At 61.9% G+C, this 19,066-nt stretch carries 19 protein-coding genes; 13 read left to right on the forward strand and 6 right to left on the reverse strand.

The annotated features are described in order from the left end of the window. The first annotated feature begins 86 nt into the window (after nt 1-86). From mdcA to madM, 9 genes are all read left to right on the forward strand, one after another. On the forward strand, nt 87-1,757 hold the full coding sequence (mdcA, locus tag ACIO0C_RS01520) for a malonate decarboxylase subunit alpha (RefSeq protein ID WP_401306935.1): 1,671 nt from the start codon (nt 87-89) through the stop codon (nt 1,755-1,757). Then, nucleotides 1,757-2,632 carry a triphosphoribosyl-dephospho-CoA synthase gene (locus ACIO0C_RS01525; RefSeq protein WP_401306938.1) on the forward strand — a complete coding sequence of 292 codons (876 nt, stop codon included), beginning with the start codon at nt 1,757-1,759 and terminating at the stop codon, nt 2,630-2,632. The genes mdcA and ACIO0C_RS01525 overlap by 1 nt, the downstream gene beginning before the upstream one ends. Then, nucleotides 2,632-2,931: a malonate decarboxylase subunit delta gene (locus tag ACIO0C_RS01530; RefSeq protein WP_401306941.1), complete on the forward strand. Its 300-nt coding sequence runs from the start codon at nt 2,632-2,634 to the stop codon at nt 2,929-2,931. The genes ACIO0C_RS01525 and ACIO0C_RS01530 overlap by 1 nt, the downstream gene beginning before the upstream one ends. Next, nucleotides 2,924-3,775 (forward strand): biotin-independent malonate decarboxylase subunit beta, encoded by an 852-nt coding sequence (locus ACIO0C_RS01535; protein WP_401306944.1) that lies wholly within the window; start codon nt 2,924-2,926, stop codon nt 3,773-3,775. Before ACIO0C_RS01530 ends, ACIO0C_RS01535 begins: the two co-directional genes overlap by 8 nt. After that, nucleotides 3,772-4,575, forward strand: a complete 804-nt coding sequence (gene mdcE, locus ACIO0C_RS01540; protein ID WP_401306946.1) for a biotin-independent malonate decarboxylase subunit gamma — start codon at nt 3,772-3,774, stop codon at nt 4,573-4,575. The genes ACIO0C_RS01535 and mdcE overlap by 4 nt, the downstream gene beginning before the upstream one ends. Then, the gene (locus ACIO0C_RS01545; protein ID WP_401306949.1) at nt 4,569-5,189 is read left to right on the forward strand and encodes a malonate decarboxylase holo-ACP synthase; all 621 of its coding nucleotides are present in this window, start codon (nt 4,569-4,571) and stop codon (nt 5,187-5,189) included. Before mdcE ends, ACIO0C_RS01545 begins: the two co-directional genes overlap by 7 nt. After that, a complete protein-coding gene (mdcH, locus tag ACIO0C_RS01550) occupies nt 5,186-6,097 on the forward strand; it encodes a malonate decarboxylase subunit epsilon (RefSeq protein WP_401306952.1) in 912 nt (303 codons plus the stop codon). The genes ACIO0C_RS01545 and mdcH overlap by 4 nt, the downstream gene beginning before the upstream one ends. 63 nt (nt 6,098-6,160) lie before the next feature. Then, entirely contained in the window at nt 6,161-6,577 is a 417-nt protein-coding gene (gene madL, locus ACIO0C_RS01555; RefSeq protein ID WP_401306955.1) for a malonate transporter subunit MadL, read from the forward strand. A gap of 1 nt (nt 6,578) precedes the next feature. Next, nucleotides 6,579-7,343 (forward strand): malonate transporter subunit MadM, encoded by a 765-nt coding sequence (gene madM, locus ACIO0C_RS01560; protein WP_008063454.1) that lies wholly within the window; start codon nt 6,579-6,581, stop codon nt 7,341-7,343. A gap of 113 nt (nt 7,344-7,456) precedes the next feature. Here madM and ACIO0C_RS01565 read toward each other — a convergent pair whose 3' ends face one another. Continuing rightward, nucleotides 7,457-8,377 (reverse strand): LysR substrate-binding domain-containing protein, encoded by a 921-nt coding sequence (locus ACIO0C_RS01565; protein ID WP_401306959.1) that lies wholly within the window; start codon nt 8,375-8,377, stop codon nt 7,457-7,459. Nucleotides 8,378-8,476: 99 nt separating this feature from the next. Between ACIO0C_RS01565 and ACIO0C_RS01570 the strand changes: the two genes are divergently transcribed. Continuing rightward, nucleotides 8,477-9,094 carry a hemolysin III family protein gene (locus ACIO0C_RS01570; RefSeq protein ID WP_401306962.1) on the forward strand — a complete coding sequence of 206 codons (618 nt, stop codon included), beginning with the start codon at nt 8,477-8,479 and terminating at the stop codon, nt 9,092-9,094. 112 nt (nt 9,095-9,206) lie between these two features. On the opposite strand, the gene ACIO0C_RS01575 is transcribed toward ACIO0C_RS01570, so the two are convergent. Further along, nucleotides 9,207-9,926, reverse strand: a complete 720-nt coding sequence (locus tag ACIO0C_RS01575; protein ID WP_401306964.1) for a 16S rRNA (uracil(1498)-N(3))-methyltransferase — start codon at nt 9,924-9,926, stop codon at nt 9,207-9,209. Nucleotides 9,927-10,060: 134 nt separating this feature from the next. Continuing rightward, nucleotides 10,061-11,467, reverse strand: coding sequence for an adenosylmethionine--8-amino-7-oxononanoate transaminase (locus ACIO0C_RS01580; RefSeq protein ID WP_401306967.1), 1,407 nt, complete (start codon nt 11,465-11,467; stop codon nt 10,061-10,063). 221 nt (nt 11,468-11,688) lie between these two features. On the opposite strand from ACIO0C_RS01580, the gene ACIO0C_RS01585 reads away from it, so the two are divergent. From ACIO0C_RS01585 to ACIO0C_RS01595, 3 genes are all read left to right on the forward strand, one after another. Continuing rightward, nucleotides 11,689-13,425 carry a flavin monoamine oxidase family protein gene (locus ACIO0C_RS01585; RefSeq protein WP_401306969.1) on the forward strand — a complete coding sequence of 579 codons (1,737 nt, stop codon included), beginning with the start codon at nt 11,689-11,691 and terminating at the stop codon, nt 13,423-13,425. 262 nt (nt 13,426-13,687) lie between these two features. Further along, nucleotides 13,688-14,239, forward strand: a complete 552-nt coding sequence (locus ACIO0C_RS01590; RefSeq protein WP_401306972.1) for a cytochrome b — start codon at nt 13,688-13,690, stop codon at nt 14,237-14,239. A gap of 32 nt (nt 14,240-14,271) precedes the next feature. Then, nucleotides 14,272-14,859, forward strand: a complete 588-nt coding sequence (locus ACIO0C_RS01595) for a YceI family protein (RefSeq protein WP_008057034.1) — start codon at nt 14,272-14,274, stop codon at nt 14,857-14,859. Between the two features lie 247 nt (nt 14,860-15,106). Here ACIO0C_RS01595 and ACIO0C_RS01600 read toward each other — a convergent pair whose 3' ends face one another. From ACIO0C_RS01600 to metF, 3 genes are all read right to left on the reverse strand, one after another. After that, entirely contained in the window at nt 15,107-16,975 is a 1,869-nt protein-coding gene (locus ACIO0C_RS01600) for a DEAD/DEAH box helicase (protein WP_180202325.1), read from the reverse strand. 225 nt (nt 16,976-17,200) lie between these two features. Then, nucleotides 17,201-18,016: a substrate-binding periplasmic protein gene (locus ACIO0C_RS01605; RefSeq protein ID WP_401306977.1), complete on the reverse strand. Its 816-nt coding sequence runs from the start codon at nt 18,014-18,016 to the stop codon at nt 17,201-17,203. 184 nt (nt 18,017-18,200) lie between these two features. Then, nucleotides 18,201-19,046 carry a methylenetetrahydrofolate reductase [NAD(P)H] gene (gene metF, locus ACIO0C_RS01610; RefSeq protein WP_401306980.1) on the reverse strand — a complete coding sequence of 282 codons (846 nt, stop codon included), beginning with the start codon at nt 19,044-19,046 and terminating at the stop codon, nt 18,201-18,203. Nucleotides 19,047-19,066: the final 20 nt, after the last annotated feature.

Consider the following 19,066-nt stretch of genomic DNA (forward strand, 5'->3'; position numbering starts at 1 on the left):
CGTAACAATCCACCACTCTGCTTGATTGATGCCCCCACCCAACGCTCCTACTGTGACCCCCACGACAGCGAACCCGTGGAGTGGTCATGACAACAACAATATCCCCCGACTCGCGATGGACGCGGCGGCGCAGCGAAAAGCAGCGGCGCCTTGCGCAGGTGCGAGACCTGGCTGACGGTGTGGTGTTGCCCACCGACAAGATCGTGGTGGCGCTAGAGGCGTTGATCCTGCCGGGCGATCGCGTGGTGCTGGAGGGCAACAACCAGAAGCAGGCGGATTTTCTTTCCCGCTCCCTGGCCAAGGCTGATCCGGGCAAGCTGCATGACCTGCACATGATCATGCCCAGCGTCGGTCGTTCCGAGCACCTGGACCTGTTCGAGCGTGGCATTGCGCGCAAGCTCGACTTCTCCTTTGCCGGCACCCAGAGCCTGCGCATCAGCCAGTTGCTCGAAGACGGCCTGCTGGAAATCGGCGCGATCCACACCTACATCGAGCTCTACGCACGGTTGGTGGTCGACCTGATTCCCAACGTGGTGCTCAGTGCCGGCTTCATGGCCGACCGCGCCGGCAACATCTACACCGGCCCCAGCACCGAAGACACGCCGGCGCTGATCGAACCGGCAGCCTTCAGCGACGGCATCGTCATCGTCCAGGTGAACCAACTGGTCGATGACGTCACTGATTTGCCACGCGTCGACATCCCTGCGTCTTGGGTCGACTTCGTGGTGGTGGCCGACAAGCCGTTCTACATCGAACCACTGTTCACCCGTGACCCTCGGCACATCAAGCCGGTGCATGTGCTGATGGCGATGATGGCGATTCGCGGGATCTACGAAAAACACAACGTGCAGTCGCTCAACCACGGCATCGGCTTCAACACGGCCGCCATCGAGCTGATCCTGCCGACCTACGGCGAATCCCTTGGCCTCAAGGGCAAGATCTGCCGCAACTGGACCCTCAATCCCCATCCGACCCTGATCCCGGCGATTGAAAGCGGCTGGGTCGAAAGCGTGCATTGCTTCGGCACCGAACTGGGCATGGAAAACTACATCGCCGCCCGGCCGGACGTGTTCTTCACCGGGCGCGACGGCTCCCTGCGCTCCAACCGGATGTTCAGCCAACTGGCCGGGCAATACGCGGTGGACCTGTTCATCGGCGCGACCCTGCAAGTCGATGGCGACGGCCATTCTTCCACCGTGACCCGCGGTCGCCTGGCCGGCTTCGGCGGCGCGCCGAACATGGGCCACGACCCGCGCGGTCGCCGACACGGCACGCCAGCCTGGCTCGACATGCGCCACGCCGACGCGGCTGAGCCGATGCTCGAACGCGGCAAGAAACTGGTGGTGCAAATGGTCGAGACCTTCCAGGAAGGCGGCAAACCGACCTTCGTCGAGACCCTCGACGCGGTGGACGTGGCGAAGAAAAGCGGCATGCCGCTGGCGCCGATCATGATCTACGGCGACGACGTCACCCACCTGCTGACCGAAGAAGGCATCGCCTATTTGTATAAGGCCCGAACCCTGGAAGAACGCCAGGCAATGATCGCCGCTGTCGCTGGCGTGACTGCCATTGGCCTGCGCCACAATCCGAAAGACACCGCACGCATGCGCCGCGAAGGCTTGATCGCCTTGCCCGAAGACCTCGGCATCCGCCGCACCGACGCAACGCGCGAATTGCTCGCCGCCAAAAGCGTGGCCGATCTGGTGGAGTGGTCCGGTGGCCTCTACAACCCGCCCGCCAAATTCAGGAGCTGGTAATGCATGCATTCAACCTGCAACCCAAAACCCTGAGCCTGGCCGAACGCCTGGCGGACCTGGCGGTGGACGCGCTGATCGACGAAGCGGACCTGTCGCCGAAACCGGCGCTGGTTGACCGTCGCGGCAATGGCGCCCACACCGATCTGCATCTGGGGCTGATGCACGCCTCGGCGCTGGCCCTGTGGCCGGCGTTCAAGGAAATGGCTGAAACGGCTATCGAGATGGGCGAGGTTGGATTGCCGCTGCGCGAGGCCATTGGCTTGATCGGTCGTGAAGGCGAACAAGCGATGCTCGCCACCACCAACGGCGTGAACACCCATCGCGGAGCCATCTGGGCGCTGGGCCTGCTGGTCGCCGCGGTTGCGCTGCAGCCGCAATCCACCGCTGCCGGCTCTATCGCCTTGCGCGCGGCACGTTTGGCCTTGCTCGACGACCGTTATGCGCCGCGTCCTCTGAGTCACGGCGCGCAAGTCGCCCAACGATACGGCGCACGCGGTGCCCGTGAGGAAGCGCAACTCGGCTTCCCGGCGGTGACGCAACGCGCGCTGCCGCAACTCAAGCGCAGCCGCGCCGCCGGCCATGGCGAACAGAATGCTCGGCTCGATGCGCTGCTGGCGATCATGACGAATCTGGCCGACACCTGCGTGCTGTACCGCGCCGGGGAAGAGGGTCTGAGCACCATGCAGCTCGGCGCCCAGGCCGTGCTCGACGCGGGTGGCAGTGCCAGCCTCGCCGGGCGTCGTCGGCTGCATGAGCTGGACCAACAACTTATCGCATTGAATGCCTCGCCTGGCGGTGCTGCGGATTTGCTCGCAGCCTGCCTGTTCATCGATCGCATCGAGTCCGGCGACGGCATCATCCAGGGAGCCTTTTGATGGAAACCTTATCCTTTGAATTCCCCGCCGGGCAGCCGCCACGCGGTCGCACGCTGGTGGGTTGTGTCGGTTCGGGCGATCTGGAAGTGCTGATCGAACCGGGTCAGCCCGGCAAGCTGAGCATCACCGTGCAGACTTCGGTCAATGGCAGCGAACAACGCTGGCAGCACCTGTTCTCACGGATGTTCGACGGTCAGGTCCCGCCGGCCATGGACATCGATATCCACGATTTCGGCGCCACCCCTGGCGTAGTACGCCTGCGCCTGGAACAGGGCTTCGAGGAGATCGGCCATGACTGACAACGCAGTGCTTCTCAACAAACACAGCTTCGTTGAACTCGGTGCCCGGCAACGGGCGAAAGCCTTGCTTGATGCCGGCACCTTCCGCGAATTGCTCGATCCGTTTCAACGCATCATGTCACCGTGGCTGGCGCGCCAGGGCGTGGTGCCTCAGGCAGACGACGGCGTGGTGATCGCCAAGGGCAGCCTCGCCGGTTTGCCGGTGGTGATCGCCGCCATCGAAGGGGCGTTCCAGGGCGGCAGTCTCGGTGAAGTCGGCGGGGCGAAAATTGCCGGCGCGCTGGAGCTGGCCGCCGAAGACAACCGCAAGGGCATTCCGACCCGCGCCGTGCTGCTGTTGGAAACCGGTGGTGTGCGTTTGCAGGAAGCCAACCTCGGCTTGGCGGCGATTGCCGATATCCATGCGGCGATCGTCGATTTGCGTCAGTACCAACCGGTGGTGGGCGTCATCGCAGGCAGTGTCGGTTGCTTCGGCGGCATGTCGATCGCCGCCGGCTTGTGCAGCTACCTGTTGGTGACCCAGGAAGCGCGCCTGGGCCTGAACGGTCCGCAGGTGATCGAACAGGAGGCGGGGCTCGAGGAATACGACTCGCGGGATCGCCCCTTCATCTGGAGCCTGACCGGAGGCGAGCAACGTTTCGCCACGGGGCTGGTGGATCGATACGCTGATGATGACGTGGCGCAGATTCGCCGGCAGGTCGGCGAATTGCTCAAGCAAGGTTTACCCGCGCAGCACCGCAGTGCTCAGGCCGAGCTGTTTCTGCAACGGCTGGCGCGTCTGGATGCCGAACCGCAAATCGAACCGGCCACGGTTCGCGACCTGTATCAAGGAGAGCGCGCATGAGTTCGTATTCCCTGAGGGGCTTGAATTGGTTCAACGCCTTGAGCGGCGATGCCAGGCCGGTCGACGGTTTACCTGCGTCGCTGAAAGTGGCTGATGGATGCTTGGGTGAACAACCCGCGCGATTTATCGCCGTGGTGGCCGATCCCGACAACCGTTTTGTGCGTGCCCGCAACGGTGAGGTCGGGCTGCTCGAAGGCTGGGGGCTGGCCAAGGCGGTGAATGAAGTCATCGCTGCCGATCAGCACAAGCCGCAAAAACGCGCACTGATCGCCATCGTCGATGTGCCAAGCCAGGCCTACGGCCGCCGCGAAGAAGCCCTCGGTATTCATCAAGCCTTGGCCGGTGCCGCCGACAGTTATGCCCGCGCCCGGCTGGCCGGTCATGCCGTTATCGGTTTGCTGGTGGGCAAGGCGATGTCCGGGGCGTTTCTCGCGCACGGTTATCAGGCCAACCGCTTGATTGCCCTACGCGATCCGGGCGTGATGGTGCATGCCATGGGCAAGGCATCGGCGGCGCGGGTGACCTTGCGCAGTATCGAAGAACTGGAAGCCCTGGCCGCCAGCGTGCCGCCGATGGCCTATGACATCGACAGCTATGCGAGCCTCGGCCTGCTCTGGGAAACCTTGGCGGTGCAGCAGATCGAACAACCAACCCCGTCGGATCTGACGCGGGTGACCGAGTGCCTGACCCAGGCGATTGACGATGTCGCGCACAAGGGCACTGATCTGAGCGCTCGCCTCGGGGCGGCCAATCGGGCGGCCTCGAGCAAGGTCCGCCAGTTGCTGAGAGAGCAGTGGTGAGCCGGTTTCTGGCCCACGACCTGCTCTGGGGCATGACCCCTCGGCAGCTGCCCGTGGATGCACCTGCCTGGGCGGTCGAGGCGATCGGCGCGGGGCAACCGGTGGTGGTGCGTCGTGCGGTATCGGCGGCAGGGCAGGTGGCGGTTGGCGTGCGTGGGCGTTTGCGTGAGCAGCGCTATGGGGCGTCGATGGCGATTGCGGCGGTAACCCGTCGTGTCAGCCCGGAAGCGCTTTGCCACGTCGATATCCACCGTGACTTGCCGGCGCTTGAGGCCTTGGCTCAATTGCGCCTCGCACTCGATGCCTGCGCTTGGGTCTGGGGTGTCAGCGGCAGTGCCGGGTTCGAGTTGGCCAGCGGCTTTGCAGCCCTGCATGAGGGCAGCGATCTGGATCTTATCCTGCGCACGCCACAGCCTCTGGCGCGTGATCAGGCCCGGGAGCTGGTGGCGTTGCTCGATACGGCGCCGTGTGTGGTGGACATGCAATTGCAGACCCCGTTTGGCGCCGTCGCCTTGCGTGAGTGGGCGGGGTCCTCCCCTCGGGTGCTGCTCAAGAAGGCAACGGGAGCTTGCCTGGTCATAGATCCATGGACGCCACAGGAGCAGGCAGCGTGAGTAGCTTGCTGGTGTTCCCGGGCCAGGGCGCGCAGCAGCCGGGCATGCTCCAGCGTGTGCCTCGGGAAACGCTGGTCGAAGCCAGCGACGTGTTGGGTGAAGACGTTCGGCTGCTCGATTCTGCCGAAGCGTTGCAATCGACGAGGGCGGTGCAGCTCTGCCTGCTGATCGCGGGGGTGGCGGCTGCACGGCAGTTGGCATTGCCGGCGGATTACGTCGCGGGGCTTTCCATCGGTGCTTACCCGGCAGCGGTGGTCGCCGGTGCCCTGGGTTTCAGCGATGCGCTGCACTTGGTCAGCCTGCGCGGTGAGTTGATGCAGCAGGCTTATCCACAGGGCTACGGGATGACCGCGATCATCGGCCTGGAACTGGCGGTGGTGGAGGGCTTGCTGGCCCAGGTTCATAGCGTCGATACGCCGGTTTACCTGGCCAACATCAACGCCGATAACCAGGTGGTGATTGCCGGCAGTGACGCGGGGATGAAAGCGCTGGCCGAGCTGGCAAGGGCGCGTGGGGCAGGGATGGCCAAGCGTCTGGCCGTGAGTGTGCCGTCGCACTGTCCGCTGCTGGATATTGCGGCGCAAACCCTGGCCGAAGCGTTCGCCAGGGTGACGCTGCAAACGCCGAAGATCGGCTACCTGAGCGGCAGCCGCGCGCGCCCGGTGATCAAGGTTGATGCCTTGCGCGACGACCTGGCTTTCAACATGTGCCGCGTGGTGGATTGGCGCGGCACGGTACAAAGCGCCTACGAGCGTGGCGTACGTCTACAGATCGAACTGCCACCCGGTGCGGTGCTGACCGGGCTGGCGCGCCGGGTGTTCGAACAGGGCACCGTGATTGCTTTCGACGGTGCCCGGCTCGATACCCTGCAGGCGCTGTTGCGTGAGGAGGGAAGTCGCCACCCCTAGAGCAACCCTGAGGCTTCGAACAACAAGAACAACATTCGACGATGCACTTTGAGGACGACAACAATGATTATTTACGGTGTGGCGCTACTCGCGATCTGTACGCTGGCAGGGGTGATCATGGGTGACATGCTCGGCGTGTTGCTGGGCGTCAAATCCAACGTCGGCGGGGTCGGGATCGCAATGATCCTGTTGATTTGCGCGCGACTGTGGATGCAAAAACGCGGTGGCATGACCAAGGATTGCGAAATGGGCGTCGGCTTCTGGGGTGCCATGTACATTCCGGTGGTCGTGGCGATGGCCGCGCAACAGAACGTGGTCACGGCATTGCACGGCGGTCCGGTGGCGGTGCTGGCGGCGATCGGCTCGGTGGTGGTCTGCGGCTGCACCATTGCCTTGATCAGCCGGACCCACAAAGGCGAACCCTTGCCCGATGAACCGACAGACATAACGCCGCTCGGCACACCGGCAGGAGGTCGCTGATATGTGGGATCTCATCGAGAAAGGCCTGGAGCACAACGGCCTGGTGACTGCATTCGCCTTCGTCGGCGTGATCATGTGGGTGTCGGTCATCCTCTCCAAACGCCTGACCTTCGGGCGCATCCATGGCTCGGCGATTGCCATCGTCATCGGCCTGGTGCTGGCCTGGGTCGGCGGCACCATGACCGGTGGGCAAAAAGGCCTGGCGGACCTGACACTGTTCTCCGGCATCGGCCTGATGGGCGGTGCCATGCTGCGCGACTTCGCCATCGTCGCCACGGCCTTCGAAGTGCAGGCCACCGAAGCGCGCAAGGCCGGCTTGATCGGCGTGATCGCGCTGCTGCTGGGCACGGTGCTGCCGTTCATTGTCGGCGCCTGCATGGCTTGGGTATTCGGTTATCGCGATGCGGTGAGCATGACCACGATTGGCGCAGGAGCGGTGACCTACATCGTCGGGCCGGTGACCGGTGCGGCAATTGGCGCGACCTCGGATGTGATGGCGCTGTCGATTGCCACCGGGTTGATCAAGGCGATCCTGGTGATGGTCGGCACCCCGATGGCGGCGCGCTGGATGGGCCTGGATAACCCGCGTTCGGCGATGGTGTTTGGCGGGTTGGCCGGCACGGTGAGCGGGGTGACGGCGGGGCTGGCGGCGACGGATCGGCGGTTGGTGCCTTATGGCGCGTTGACGGCGACCTTTCACACTGGGCTGGGCTGCCTGCTCGGGCCATCGTTGTTGTACTTCATTGTTCGCGGAATTGTGGGCTAACTGATCGTTCCCACGCTCTGCGTGGGAATGCAGCCCGGGACGCTCCGCGTCCCATTCGAGAGCTGGAACGCGGAGCGCCCCTTGAGGCATTCCCACGCAGAGCGTGGGAACGATCACTGGATGGTGTGGCGATTGGCATACATCCGGCACTCCGCCAGCAACGCCAGCAAATTCGGATCGCGCTCCTTGGCCTTCAGGAACACCACGCCAATGTGCTGCTGCATCCGATACTTCTCCTGCAACGGAATCAGCTTCACCCGATTCTCGTACACCGCCGCAATCCTGCCCGGCAGCAACGCATAACCCACCCCTGAGCTGACCATGCTCAGCAGGGTGAAGATGTCGTTGACCTGCATCGCCACCTTGGGCTCGAACCCCGCCTGACTGAACACCCGATTGCTGTCCTGATGCGTGGCAAAGCCCTGGGTCAGGGTGATAAAGGTCTCTTCGCGGACCTCGGCCAGGTCGACTTCGCTTCTTTGCGCAAACTTCGAATCGGCCGGGGTCGCCAGGAAGATGTCGTCGCAAAACAGCTCGATATGCTCCAGGTCCGGGTCGTTGATGCTGTCGTCCAGAGACACCAGGATCGCATCGACCTCCATGTTCTTGAGCTTGTACAACAGGTCGAAATTGGAGCCGAGGATCAGGTCGATATTGAGTTCGGTGCGGCGGATCTTCAGCCCCATGATCAGTTGCGGTACGGTCTTCACCGTCAGCGAATACAGCGAGCCCAATTTGAAACGCTCGGCGGAAAACCCGGCGGCTTCGCGGGTCAGGCGCACAGTTTCCACGACATCCTGAATCAGCTTGTGCGCCCGTTCTTCCAGGACGTAGGCGCTTTCCAGTGGCGTCAGGTTGCGCCCCTCGTGCTTGAACAACGGGCAGCGCAGGGCGCTTTCCAGGGAGTGGATCGCCCGATGTACGCTAACGTTACTGGTCTGCAATTCGGCCGCGGCGCGGGCCAGGTTGCCGGTGCGCATGAAGGCCAGGAACACCTCGAGTTTTTTCAGGGTCAACTCTTCATCGATCAGCATGGGGCGGACTCTTTTTGGAATAGCCTGATTGTGCACGTATGTGGGTTTCTGTAGGAGCGCGCGATATTGCGCTTTATCGATTTTCGAGGTGGGTAAACGATGTATCACGGGGAAAGATTGAACGCCTGGACGCATCTGGTCGGGGCAGTGGCGGCATTTGTCGGCGGTGTGTGGTTGATCGTGGTCGCCAGCCTCGACGGCAGTCCTTGGAAAATCGTCAGCACGTCGATCTATGCCTTTACCTTGCTGGTGCTGTACAGCGCATCGACCGTGTACCACAGCGTGCGCGGACGCAAGAAAGCGATCATGCAGAAGGTCGATCACTTCTCGATCTACTTGTTGATCGCCGGCAGCTACACGCCGTTCTGCCTGGTGACCCTGCGCGGGCCGTGGGGCTGGACGTTGTTCGGGATTGTCTGGGGGCTGGCGCTGATCGGCATACTGCAGGAAATCAAGCCGAGGTCGGAAGCGCGGATCCTGTCGATCGTGATCTACGCGGTGATGGGCTGGATCGTGTTGGTGGCGGTCAAGCCGTTGCTGGCGGCGCTAGGCAGCACCGGATTTGCGTGGCTGGCATCGGGCGGTGTGTTGTACACCGTGGGCATCATCTTTTTTGCCGTCGACCATCGATTGCGGCATGCCCACGGGATCTGGCATCTGTTCGTGATCGCCGGCAGCCTGCTGCACTTTGTGGCGATTTTCTTTTACGTCCTTTAGACCGCGTCGCGGCCATCGCCAGCAGGCTGGCTCCCACAGGAGATTTCCAGTGAACACGAAACGGTGAACACCCAAAATTCAATGTGGGAGCTAGCCTGCTGGCGATAGCGTCCTAGAAGTCACCCCACAACTGCTGGGCCACCGCCAACGCCACAACCGGCGCGGTCTCGGTGCGCAACACCCGAGGCCCAAGGCGAGCCGCATGAAAACCGGCGCTCTTGGCCTGGTCCACTTCCGCATCGGACAAACCACCCTCCGGCCCAATCAAGAACGCCAGCGTCCCGGGCTTGGCGTGGCTCACCAGCGGCTCAGCCACCGGATGCAACACCAGCTTCAGTTCAGCCTCAGTCTGTTTCAACCAGTCAGCCAACAGCACCGGCGGATGAATCACCGGTACCCGTGAACGCCCGCATTGCTCGCAGGCGCTGATCGCCACCTGGCGCCAGTGCAGCAGGCGTTTGTCGGCGCGCTCGTCCTTAAGCCGCACTTCGCAGCGTTCACTGAAAATCGGCGTGATTTGCGTGACGCCCAATTCAGTTGCTTTCTGGATCGCCCAGTCCATGCGCTCGCCACGGGACAAGCCTTGGCCGAGATGGATCTGTAATGGCGATTCCACCTGGCCGGCAAACTGTTCATTGATCTGTACCACCACGCGTTTTTTGCCGACTTCCACCAGCGTGCCGCGAAACTCATGGCCGGAACCGTCGAACAGTTGCAACGCATCGCCCTCGGCCATGCGCAGCACGCGACCGATGTAATGGGCCTGGGCTTCGGGCAACTCGTGCTCGCCGGTGCTCAGGGGGGCGTCGATAAAGAAGCGGGACAGTCTCATACGGGATCTCTGTAGATGGATCGTTCCCACGCTCTGCGTGGGAATGCCTCATCGGACGCTCTGCGTCCGCTTTTGGGACGCGGAGCGTCCCGGGCTGCATTCCCACGCGGAGCGTGGGAACGAGCAGACGAACTCTAGCCCGGATCGCGGAAACCGGGGTGGAAGTCCTTCGGCACCGCCACGCTGACGCTATCGCGAGTGGCAATGTCGATGCCTTCACTGGCGACCTCGGCGAGGAAGTCGATTTGCTCCGGGGTAATCACATACGGCGGCAGGAAATACACCACGCTGCCCAGCGGCCGAAGCAGGGCACCACGCTCCAGAGCATGCTGGAACACCTTCAGGCCACGGCGCTCCTGCCATGGATAGGCTTCTTTGCTCGCCTTGTCCTTGACCATTTCGATGGCCAGCACCATGCCGGTCTGGCGCACTTCGCTGACGTTCGGGTGGTCGGCCAGATGCGCAGTGGAGGCGGCCATGCGCTGGGCCAGGGCCTTGTTGTTCTCGATGACCTTGTCTTGTTCGAAGATATCCAGCGTCGCCAGGGCCGCTGCGCACGCCAGCGGGTTGCCCGTGTAGCTGTGGGAATGCAGGAAGGCGCGCAGGGTCGGGTAATCGTCGTAGAAGGCGCTGTAGACGTCATCGGTGGTCAGGCACGCCGCCAGCGGCAGGTAGCCGCCGGTCAGGGCCTTGGACAGGCAGAGGAAGTCCGGCCGGATGCCGGCCTGTTCACAGGCGAACATCGTCCCGGTGCGGCCGAAGCCAACGGCGATTTCGTCGTGGATCAGGTGCACGCCATAGCGGTCGCAGGCTTCACGCAGCAACTTGAGGTACACCGGGTGGTACATGCGCATGCCGCCCGCGCCCTGGATCAGCGGCTCGACGATCACGGCGGCAACGGTGTCATGGTTCTCGGCCAGGGTCTGTTCCATGGCGGTGAACATGTTGCGCGAGTGCTCTTCCCAGCTCATGCCCTCAGGGCGCAGATAGCAATCGGGGCTTGGCACCTTGATGGTGTCGAGCAGCAGCGCCTTGTAGGTTTCGGTGAACAGCGGAACGTCGCCCACCGACATCGCCGCCATGGTTTCGCCGTGGTAGCTGTTGGTCAGGGTGACGAAGCGCTTCTTGGCAGGCGCGCCGCGGTTGAGCCAGTAGTGAAAGCTCATTTTCAGCGCGACTTCGATGCAGGACGAACCGTTATCGGCGTAGAAGCACCGGGTCAGTCCTTCGGGCGTCATCTTCACCAGGCGCTCGGACAGCTCGATCACCGGCTGATGGCTGAAACCGGCGAGGATCACGTGTTCCAGTTGATCGACCTGATCCTTGATGCGCTGGTTGATGCGCGGGTTGGCATGGCCGAACACGTTCACCCACCAGGAGCTCACCGCGTCGAGGTAGCGTTTGCCTTCGAAATCTTCCAGCCACACGCCTTCACCGCGCTTGATCGGGATCAGCGGCAGTTGTTCGTGATCTTTCATCTGGGTGCAGGGATGCCACAACACCGCGAGATCGCGTTGCATCCACTGATTATTCAGGCCCATGTTCAGTCTCCTCGAGGCGGTCCGTGACATGCGCGGACATACAATCGCGCAAGCCTATGCAATGCGTGCCTCGGGAACAACCCATTGTGTCGATTGAGCTACTTTGTATAGGGCGGTAGACGTTGCTGGCGGGCGTCTGACGGCTGACGTATCCTTCGCGGTTCTTGAGCCGTCTGGCTCGTAAAACCGCTATTTTTTCCTGAATTTCCGGAGTTCGCTGAATGTCTGTCGGTTGGCTGCGCGCCTGTGCGCTGGTGATGTTGGGGCTGTTCAGCGTGTCTGCGCTGGCCAAGGATAAAACCGCGATCGTGGTCGGCGGCGGGGTCGCGGGCCTCACGGCTGCTTATGAGCTGCAGAACAAAGGTTGGCAGGTCACGCTGCTGGAAGCCAAGCCAAGCCTGGGTGGCCGCTCCGGCATGGCCACCAGTGAGTGGATCGGCAACGACAAGACCCAGCCAGTCCTGAACAAGTACGTCTCGACGTTCAAGCTGAGCACCACGCCAGCGCCGGAATTCGTGCGTACACCCAGCTACCTGATCGATGGCGTGTATTACACCGCTGCCGATCTGGCCACCAAGGACCCAAGCACTGCCGAAGCGCTCAAACGCTACGAAAAGACGCTGGATGACCTGGCGCGCTCGATCGAAGACCCGCTGAACCCAGCAGCCAACAACACACTGCACGCCCTGGACCAGATCAACGTGTCCAACTGGCTTGATCGCCTGAGCCTGCCGCCGACTGCCCGTCAGTTGGTGAACCAGCAGATTCGTACCCGTTATGACGAACCTTCGCGTATCTCGCTGCTGTACTTCGCCCAGCAGAGCCGCGTTTACCGTGGCGTTTCCGACCGTGACCTGCGCGCTTCGCGCCTGGTCGGTGGCAGCCCAGTGCTGGCCCAGGCCTTCGTCAAGCAACTGAAAACCATCAAGACCAGCTCCCCGGTCTCGTCCATCACCCAGGACAAGGACGGCGTCACCGTCAAGGTCGGCAGCGTTGGCTATCAGGCTGACTATGTCGTACTGGCCGTGCCTTTGCGTGCCCTGAACAAGATCCAGATGACCCCGGCACTGGACGCCCAGCACCTGGCGGCGATCAAGGGCACCAACTACGGCTGGCGCGACCAGATCATGCTGAAGTTCAAGACGCCAGTGTGGGAAAGCAAGGCGCGCATGTCTGGCGAAATCTACAGCAACACTGGTTTGGGCATGTTGTGGGTCGAGCCTGCGCTGAAGGGCGGCGCCAACGTGGTGATCAACCTGTCCGGCGATAACGCCCGGGTCATGCAGGCGTTCGGCGACAAGCAGATAGTCGATCAGGTGTTGATTCGCCTGCACGCGTTTTATCCACAGGCGCGCGGTTCGTTTACCGGTTATGAAATCCGTCGCTACAGCACCGACCCTTCGATGGGCGGCGCTTACCTGGCCTTCGGCCCGGGTCAGATCAGCAAGTTCTGGCGCCTGTGGGAACGTCCGATCCAGCGCGTAGCCTTTGCCGGCGAACACACCGACACCTTGTACCCGGGCACCCTGGAAGGTGCGTTGCGCACCGGTCAGCGTGCGGCCAGCCAGGTTGAAGACTTGGCGGCGGGCAAATCGTTTGACCCGGCGAAGGCCGTTCCAGTAGCCGCTGCAGCTGCAGCCGGCGCTGTGGCAGCGAAGAAGGGTAACTTCTTCAGCAATCTGTTCGGCAGCTCGGATGACGAGAAGAAACCAGAGCCGGTCAAGGCACCTGAGCCAGTCGCTCCGGCCCCTGCACCAGCCCCAACACCGGCACCAGCAGTTGCACCGGTCGAGGCAGCGAAGCCTGCTGCACCGGTGAAGGCTGAGCCGGCCAAGAAGGCGCCAGCCAAAGCCCCGGCGAAGAAACCGGCAGCCAAGACCGAGGCAAAAAAAGCCCCGGTGAAAAAGGCTGAACCGGCGAAGATGCCAGCGGCGGCCACTGTTACCAAGGCCCAGTAACGTTCAGGCGTAAAAAAGCGCGGCCCCAGGGTCGCGCTTTTTTATGCGCGAAAAAAACCGAGAGCGAAATCGAATAAACCTTTTGATACAGGTGTTCTCTGGTTTGTATTCACTTTTTCTCACAATTTCGACTTTAATCTTTCCTTAACCCGCGTGATTTAGGCTTTCGATCGCATTTCTCGATATTTCAAAGCGAAATTTTCCGCTTTAATCCGATAGATAAATCGATAGTCTTGGGCCAGCACTTACAGGGATCTGGGCAATGCAGCTACGAAATTCTACTTCCCGTTACGGCTGGGTCAGCATTTTCATTCACTGGAGTGTCGCGCTGGCGGTCTTCGGACTGTTCGCGTTGGGGTTGTGGATGGTCGGGCTCGACTACTACAGCACCTGGCGCAAAGACGCGCCGGACCTGCACAAGAGCATCGGCCTGGTGTTGCTGGGTGTGATGGTGTTGCGGGTGGTATGGCGTTTCATCAGTCCGCCGCCGCCTACCCTGTCCAGCTACAGCCGGATGACGCGCCTGGGCGCCAAGTTCGGCCATGGCTTTCTGTATCTCAGTCTGTTCGCTGTGATGATTGCCGGTTACCTGATTTCCACCGCAGAAGGTGTCGGTATCCCGGTGTTCGGCTTGTTTGAAGTGCCTGCGCTGGTGTCCGGACTACCGGACCAGGCAGACACCGCCGGTGTGATTCACCTCTGGCTGGCCTGGGTGCTGGTAATTTTTTCCGGCCTCCATGCGTTGGCAGCATTGAAGCACCACTTTATCGACCGTGATGTGACCCTCAAGCGAATGCTGGGTCGCAAAGCCTGAAGTTCAACCTCGACTCCAAAGGAAAACAAAGCATGTTGAAAAAGACTCTGGCCGCTCTGGCAATCAGTTCCGCCCTGTTGTCCGCCGGTAGCGTCATGGCCGCTGACTACGTGGTCGACAAGGAAGGCCAGCACGCCTTCGTTGACTTCAAGATCAGCCACCTGGGCTACAGCTTCATCACCGGTACTTTCAAGGACATCGACGGCAAGTTCAGCTTTGACGCTGCCAAGCCTGAAGACAGCAAGATCGAGTTCAACGTGAACACTGCCAGCGTGTTCACCAACAACGCCGAGCGCGACAAGCACATCTCCAGCAAAGACTTCCTGAACGGCAGCAAAGCCACGTTTGTTTCCACCAGCGTCAAACCTACCGGCAAAAACGCTGCTGGCAAGGACACTGCTGACGTGGCTGGCGACCTGACTATCCTCGGTGTGACCAAGCCAATCGTGGTCAAAGCCACTTTCCTGGGTGAAGGCAAGGATCCATGGGGCGGCTACCGTGCAGGCTTCGAGGGTACCTTCAGCCTCAAGCGTTCCGATTTCGGCAAGCAGAAAGACCTGGGTCCATCGTCCGATGCAGTTGAAATGTACGTGACGTTTGAAGGTGTCAAAGCGAAATAATTTTCGCGCCTGACCCAAAAACGCCCCTGATCTTGCGATCAGGGGCGTTTTTTATTGCCGTGCGCTATCTGCCAGATTACGCAAACCCTGTGGGAGCGAGCTTGCTCGCGATAGCGGTCAAACATTCAACATTGAAGGTGACTGATCCACCGCCATCGCGAGCAAGCTCGCTCCCACAGGGTTTTGTACTGATCAAAAAAATGCCCCGGACCTTTCGATGCGGGGCATTTTTTATTGCAGCGATAACTCAGCGATTGCGGGTCAGCAATGCCGGTTTTTCACCACGAGGACGGCTTGGCAGTTGATCCAGCTGCTCAGGTGTCGGGAAGCGATCGGCCTTCGACTCCTTGTGCATGATCTTCGGCGCGGGACCGCGTGGGTTCTGCACGGCGGGTTCCGAACGCGATTGCTCGTCACGGGCCGGGCGGCGGTTGCGGGAGTCTTCGCGACGGGCCTGGCCATCACGTGGCGCGCCGCTGCGTGGGCCGCTGCGCTTGGCTGGCGGGGTGCCGGTGCTGGCGCCATCGCTGTTGCGCGGACCGTTCTGGCGACCGCCCTGCGGCTTGCCGCCACGTGGAGCGCCTGCGGCTGTGCCTTGTGCCGGAGCACCCGGACGACGGCCGCGGCCCTGGGCCGGTTTCTGCTGCGGAACGTAGTCGACGCGGTTACCGAAGTTATCGATATCGTCGTCCAGGAACTCATCCGGAGCGCGATCAGCCGCGGCACGCGGCGGCTGGCTTGGCTGGCGCTGTTCGCGGGCCGGGGTGCCTTCGCGCGGCTTTTGCTGACGGGCCGGACGCTCACCGCGCTCACCTGCCGGTTTTTCCTTGCCCTTGTCCTTGCCTTTGTCCTTGCGACCGCCACCACCACCGCTGCCATTCGGACCGTCGCCGCGTGGGCCACGTGGATTGCGCGGGTTACGCATGTCCGGACGCTCGCGTGCTTCGGGTTTCTCGGCTTCCACGGCGCTGGCATCGAAGCCCATCAGGTCGCCGTCGGCGATTTTCTGCTTGGTCATGCGTTCGATGCTTTTCAGCAGTTTTTCTTCGTCCGGGGCCACCAGCGAGATCGCCTCGCCCGAACGACCGGCACGACCGGTACGGCCGATACGGTGCACGTAGTCTTCATCGACATTAGGCAGTTCGAAGTTGACCACGTGTGGCAACTGGTCGATGTCCAGGCCGCGAGCGGCGATGTCGGTGGCAACCAGGATGCGCACGGTACCGGCCTTGAAGTCGGCCAGGGCTTTGGTGCGGGCGTTCTGGCTCTTGTTGCCGTGGATCGCGACGGCGCTCAGGCCGTGTTTGTCCAGGTACTCGGCCAGGCGGTTGGCGCCGTGCTTGGTGCGGGTGAACACCAGGACCTGTTCCCAGGCGCCAGCGGTGATCAGGTGCGCCAGCAGTGCACGCTTGTGGCTGGCCGGCAGGCGGAACACGCGCTGTTCGATGCGCTCGACCGTGGTGTTCGGCGGCGTGACTTCGATGCGTTCCGGGTTGTGCAGCAGCTTGCCGGCGAGGTCGGTGATGTCCTTGGAGAAGGTTGCCGAAAACAGCAGGTTCTGGCGCTTGGCCGGCAGACGGGCGAGGACTTTCTTCACGTCATGGACGAAGCCCATGTCGAGCATGCGGTCGGCTTCGTCCAGCACGAGGATTTCCACGTGGGACAGGTCGACGCTGCCTTGGCCGGCCAGGTCGAGCAGGCGGCCAGGGCAGGCCACCAGCACGTCTACGCCACGGGACATGGCCTGGACCTGCGGGTTCATGCCGACGCCGCCGAAAATGCAGGCGCTTACGAATTTCAGGTCACGGGCATAGACCTTGAAACTTTCGTGCACTTGCGCCGCGAGTTCGCGAGTAGGGGTCAGGACCAGTACGCGCGGTTGACGCGGGCCGTGACGCTGGGATTTGTCCGGGTGACCGTTGGGGAACAACCGCTCCAGGATCGGAAGGGCGAAACCGCCGGTTTTACCAGTACCTGTCTGTGCCGCGACCATCAGGTCGCGACCTTGCAACACGGCGGGAATGGCCCGCTGTTGCACCGGAGTAGGCTCGGTATAGCCCGCTGCCTCGATGGCGCGGACTAAAGCCTCGGAGAGACCGAGGGAAGCAAAGGACATGAGTAATCCTGTTTTAAGTTAGGGCTTGGCCCAATGGGAGTCTTGCCTGGCGCGAATGGCGTTTATGAGGAACGCAATCCCGTCCGGTCCTGCTTCGGTCACGAAGGCTCGTCTGGAGCGCTCGCGCGGGCTGAAAAGCTGCGCTGTAGCAGGGTCGAGATGCCTTGAACGGTTCCGAGCGTCCGGGCGTGAGCCTGGCGGGAAGGCCGGAGTATAACAGAGCAATCACTGCGCGCCGCTTTCCTGCTGCTCAACGGTTTTTTCCGTGTTGGCCGTGGTCCGTCCGGCGTTGGGGGTATCGGCCGGGGCGGCGCCATATCGCGCGCTGAGCTCGGCGTAGGCGGGTTCGCGCTTGAAACGTTTGAGTTCAGCGCCGAAGCGCTGCACCAGCAAGTCCATGCCGGCATTGCGTCGCACCGCCAGGAACTGGCTCTGCTGACTGATGACTATTGGGTTTTCGGTGATCTGGTTACGGATATTCAGTTCGTCGAGCAAGTGCTGGCCCACCCGGCGGTCGGTGATCAGCAGGTCGATCCGCCCGCGCACCAGTTTGCCGAAGTTCGCCTCATGGCTCGGTGCCGGCTCCCGGGTGAACAGGGTCGAGTTCCTGAAGTCCTGGCTATACAGGTAGCCAGGAGAGATGCCGATGGTCAGGCCGCGCAGTTCGTCGAGGGTGCGAAACGGATGGGGCCTGGCGTTGGCGTAGAACATCACGAACTGGACGTCCGACAGCGGTTCGCTGGGGTAGAGCAGGGTCGCGTCGCGCTCATCGCTATGGAAAATGTCCAGCGCGCCATCGGCTTGACCGGTTTCGAGCATCGACAGGCAGCGTTTCCATGGCAGAAATTGCCATTCCACTTCGATGCCCAGGCGCTTGAAGACGATGGCGGTGGTTTCGTAGTCCAGTCCCTGTGCCTTGCCGTTCTCCTCGTACACGTAAGGTGCCCAGGGTTCAGTGACAATGCGCAGCTTCTCGCCCCTAGCGGCAAAGCTAAGGCAAGTAAAAACAAGCAGGGCGACGAACTGCGTGATCAAAGGCATGGGCTTGAGATTACGACGAGAAACGCGAAAGAGCCAGAAACTGGCAGCAGATGCTCTAACTCCGTGGATTGCCGCACAATAAAAGTGCATGAAAGCAAAAGATCGCAGCCTGCGGCAGCTCCTATAGGAATTAAACATTTCCCAAGGAGCTGCCGCAGGCTGCGATCTTTTGATCTTGCTTTGTTTAACGCGGCAACTTCAGGTTGTTCCACACCGCCAGGCTCGCTTCAGCCTGGTTCAGCGTGTAGAAGTGCAGCCCTGGCGCGCCGCCCTGCAGCAGGCGTTCGCACATCTCGGTGATGACTTGCTCGCCGAAGCGCTGAATGCTCTGGGTATCGTCACCGTAGGCTTCCAGCTGCTTGCGGATCCAGCGCGGGATTTCCGCACCGCAGGCATCGGAGAAGCGTGCCAGCTTGCTGTAGTTGGTGATCGGCATGATCCCCGGCACGATCGGGATGTTCACGCCCTTGGCCCGTACACGCTCGACGAAGTAGAAGTAGCTGTCGGCGTTGAAGAAGTACTGGGTGATCGCGCTGTCGGCGCCAGCGTTGGCTTTGCGCACGAAGTTGTTGAGATCGTCTTCGAAATTGCGCGCCTGCGGATGCATTTCCGGGTAGGCGGCGACTTCGATGTGGAAATGGTCGCCGGTCTCTTCACGGATGAATTCAACCAGGTCGTTGGCGTGGCGCATTTCACCACTGGCCATGCCCATGCCCGAAGGCAGGTCACCGCGCAAAGCGACGATGCGCTGGATGCCGGCAGACTTGTACTGGCTCAGCAGGCCGCGCAGGTCCGCCTTGCTGTCGCCGACGCACGACAGGTGCGGTGCGGCCGGGACTTTGACTTCGCTCTCAAGCTGCAACACGGTGTTGAGCGTGCGATCACGGGTCGAACCACCCGCACCGTAGGTGCAGGAGAAGAAATCGGGGTTGTACGTGGCCAGCTGACGGGCAGTGGCGAGCAGCTTTTCATGCCCAGCGTCGGTCTTGGTAGGGAAGAACTCGAAGCTGTAGCGACGATCTTGGGACATGGTCATATCCTTGGAAACTC

The sequence above is a fragment of the Pseudomonas sp. NPDC087336 genome (genome assembly GCF_044744285.1).
GTDB lineage: Bacteria > Pseudomonadota > Gammaproteobacteria > Pseudomonadales > Pseudomonadaceae > Aquipseudomonas.

Coding starts and splice junctions, on each gene's coding strand:
- mdcA (WP_401306935.1), top strand. CDS start 87: ATGACAACAACAATATCCCCCGACTCGCGATGGACGCGGCGGCGCAGC.
- ACIO0C_RS01525 (WP_401306938.1), top strand. CDS start 1,757: ATGCATGCATTCAACCTGCAACCCAAAACCCTGAGCCTGGCCGAACGC.
- ACIO0C_RS01530 (WP_401306941.1), top strand. CDS start 2,632: ATGGAAACCTTATCCTTTGAATTCCCCGCCGGGCAGCCGCCACGCGGT.
- ACIO0C_RS01535 (WP_401306944.1), top strand. CDS start 2,924: ATGACTGACAACGCAGTGCTTCTCAACAAACACAGCTTCGTTGAACTC.
- mdcE (WP_401306946.1), top strand. CDS start 3,772: ATGAGTTCGTATTCCCTGAGGGGCTTGAATTGGTTCAACGCCTTGAGC.
- madL (WP_401306955.1), top strand. CDS start 6,161: ATGATTATTTACGGTGTGGCGCTACTCGCGATCTGTACGCTGGCAGGG.
- madM (WP_008063454.1), top strand. CDS start 6,579: ATGTGGGATCTCATCGAGAAAGGCCTGGAGCACAACGGCCTGGTGACT.
- ACIO0C_RS01565 (WP_401306959.1), bottom strand. CDS start 8,377: ATGCTGATCGATGAAGAGTTGACCCTGAAAAAACTCGAGGTGTTCCTG.
- ACIO0C_RS01570 (WP_401306962.1), top strand. CDS start 8,477: ATGTATCACGGGGAAAGATTGAACGCCTGGACGCATCTGGTCGGGGCA.
- ACIO0C_RS01575 (WP_401306964.1), bottom strand. CDS start 9,926: ATGAGACTGTCCCGCTTCTTTATCGACGCCCCCCTGAGCACCGGCGAG.
- ACIO0C_RS01580 (WP_401306967.1), bottom strand. CDS start 11,467: ATGGGCCTGAATAATCAGTGGATGCAACGCGATCTCGCGGTGTTGTGG.
- ACIO0C_RS01585 (WP_401306969.1), top strand. CDS start 11,689: ATGTCTGTCGGTTGGCTGCGCGCCTGTGCGCTGGTGATGTTGGGGCTG.
- ACIO0C_RS01590 (WP_401306972.1), top strand. CDS start 13,688: ATGCAGCTACGAAATTCTACTTCCCGTTACGGCTGGGTCAGCATTTTC.
- ACIO0C_RS01595 (WP_008057034.1), top strand. CDS start 14,272: ATGTTGAAAAAGACTCTGGCCGCTCTGGCAATCAGTTCCGCCCTGTTG.
- ACIO0C_RS01600 (WP_180202325.1), bottom strand. CDS start 16,975: ATGTCCTTTGCTTCCCTCGGTCTCTCCGAGGCTTTAGTCCGCGCCATC.
- ACIO0C_RS01605 (WP_401306977.1), bottom strand. CDS start 18,016: ATGCCTTTGATCACGCAGTTCGTCGCCCTGCTTGTTTTTACTTGCCTT.
- metF (WP_401306980.1), bottom strand. CDS start 19,046: ATGTCCCAAGATCGTCGCTACAGCTTCGAGTTCTTCCCTACCAAGACC.